The following is a 2,049-nucleotide window of genomic DNA, read 5'->3' as shown; positions in this document are numbered from 1 at the left end:
GCCCGCTTGGAGGCGCAGCCCCCAGAAGACGGCCACGCAAACACCCCGCGCCCCTCCCGCAAGAGGGCATGTGTCACAACCCGAGGTAGTTCCCTGGTCAACCGGCGGAGCCTATCGTCGGGGGCATGTTCGCCGTCTACGCCGCCCGAATCGACCGCGACCAGCCGCTCTCCGGCCTTGAGTTGGGGGAGCGTCCCGCCCCCGAGGCCCGGCCGGGCTGGAGTGTCGTCGACGTCAGGGCCGCCTCCCTCAACCACCATGACCTCTGGTCCCTGCGCGGCGTCGGCCTCGCGGAGGACAAGCTGCCGATGATCCTCGGGTGCGACGCCGCCGGTGTCGACGAGGACGGCAACGAGGTCGTCCTGCACTCCGTCATCGGCCAGACCGGTCACGGCGTCGGCCCCAAGGAACCCCGTTCCATCCTCACCGAGCACTATCAGGGCACCTTCGCAGAGCGGGTCGCCGTACCGACGTGGAACGTCCTGCCGAAGCCGAAGGAACTGTCCTTCGCGGAGGCCGCCTGTCTGCCCACGGCCTGGCTGACGGCGTACCGCATGCTCTTCACCAACTCCGGTGTGCGGCCCGGTGACTCGGTGCTCGTGCAGGGTGCCGGCGGGGGCGTTGCCACTGCCGCCATCGTCCTTGCCAAGGCGGCGGGGCTGCGTGTCTTCGCGACCAGCCGGGACGAGGCCAAGCGGAAGCGGGCGCTGGAGCTCGGTGCCCTGGAGGCGGTGGAGCCGGGGGCGCGGCTGCCGCAGCGCGTGGACGCCGTCATCGAGACCGTCGGCGCCGCCACCTGGTCCCACTCGGTGAAGTCCCTGAAGCCCGGCGGCACGATCGTCATCTCCGGCGCCACCAGCGGTGACCGGCCCTCGCACGCCGAACTCACCCGCATCTTCTTCCTCGAACTCAAGGTCGTCGGCTCGACCATGGGCACCAAGGACGAGCTGGAGGATCTGCTCGCCTTCTGCGCGGCCACCGGTGTACGGCCGGTCATCGACGAGGTGCTGCCCATGGACCGCGCCCGCGAGGGCTTCGAACGGCTCGACTCCGGCGGCCAGTTCGGCAAGATCGTCCTCACGAACGGTTAGCCACCCCGGTCGGCAACCCTGGTGAGTAACTCCCTTTCCTGCGTGTGGCTCTGTGCGGCCGGTCCGGTTCTCCGGGCCGGCCGTCGGCGTCCGCCGGCATCGGTCGTCAACTTTGGTTGACATGCGAGGTGTGTCAACGTAGGTTGACATCATGACCGAAGCAACGGATCTCGCCGAGCGCGCGGGTGACCGTGATCCACGGGTCGGCCTGCGTGCCGTCTCCGCGCTGCGCAGGCTGGTGGAGCAGTTGGAGGCGGTGCAGGTGCGCAGTGCGCGCAACCAGGGCTGGTCGTGGCAGGAGATCGCCGCGGAACTCGGCGTCAGCAGGCAGGCCGTGCACAAGAAGTACGGGAGGCAGTGATGTTCGAACGGTTCACGAAGGACGCCCGCGCCGTGGTGCGGGGCGCGGTGGAGCACCGCGAGCGGTCGGGGCCCGGTTCCGTCGACCCCGAGCACCTGCTGCTGGCCCTCCTCGACCGCCGGGGCAGCCGGGCCTCCTTCGTCCTGACCGCCCTCGGTCTCGCTCCCGAGGAACGCAAGGAGTCCGTACGGCAGGCTCTCGGCGACGCCCGTCGGCGTGCGGGGCTCTCGCAGGCCGAGGCCGACGCGCTCGCCGGGCTCGGCATCGATGTCTCGGAGATCGTCGCCCGCGTCGAGGAGGTGCACGGCGTCGGGGCGATGTCCGGCGAGGGCAGGTTCAAGGAGTCGTGGTCGGGCCGCCGTACCTTCAGCCGCGGTGCCAAGAACGTCCTGGAGAAGTCCCTGCGCATCGCCGCCGCCCACCGCGACCGGCACATCGGCGACGAGCACCTCCTCCTCGCCCTGACCATCCTCCCCGGGGTGCCCGGTGAGGTGCTCGCCGACCACGGGGTGACGCACGAGGCGGCCACAAGGCCTGAGCCGACGCGCCGAGAACCGCAGGTGGTGCGCTCAGGGCAGGGATCAACCCCAGGCGCAC

At 70.6% G+C, this 2,049-nt stretch carries 3 protein-coding genes; all 3 read left to right on the top strand.

The features are described 5' to 3' along the window. Positions 1-125 precede the first annotated feature (125 nt). Positions 126-1,091: a zinc-binding dehydrogenase gene (locus AC31A1_RS50660; protein ID WP_489659791.1), complete on the top strand. Its 966-nt coding sequence runs from the start codon at positions 126-128 to the stop codon at positions 1,089-1,091. Between the two features lie 151 nt (positions 1,092-1,242). Next, on the top strand, positions 1,243-1,452 hold the full coding sequence (locus AC31A1_RS50655; protein WP_266772466.1) for a helix-turn-helix domain-containing protein: 210 nt from the start codon (positions 1,243-1,245) through the stop codon (positions 1,450-1,452). Next, on the top strand, positions 1,452-2,049 hold a 598-nt coding region (locus tag AC31A1_RS50650; RefSeq protein ID WP_489659790.1), incomplete at its 3' end, for a Clp protease N-terminal domain-containing protein. The genes AC31A1_RS50655 and AC31A1_RS50650, both read left to right, overlap by 1 nt.

The organism is Streptomyces sp. P5F9 (assembly GCF_057961495.1).
Note: the sequence above shows the minus strand (reverse complement) of the source record. Positions and strands in the feature narration are given on the sequence as shown.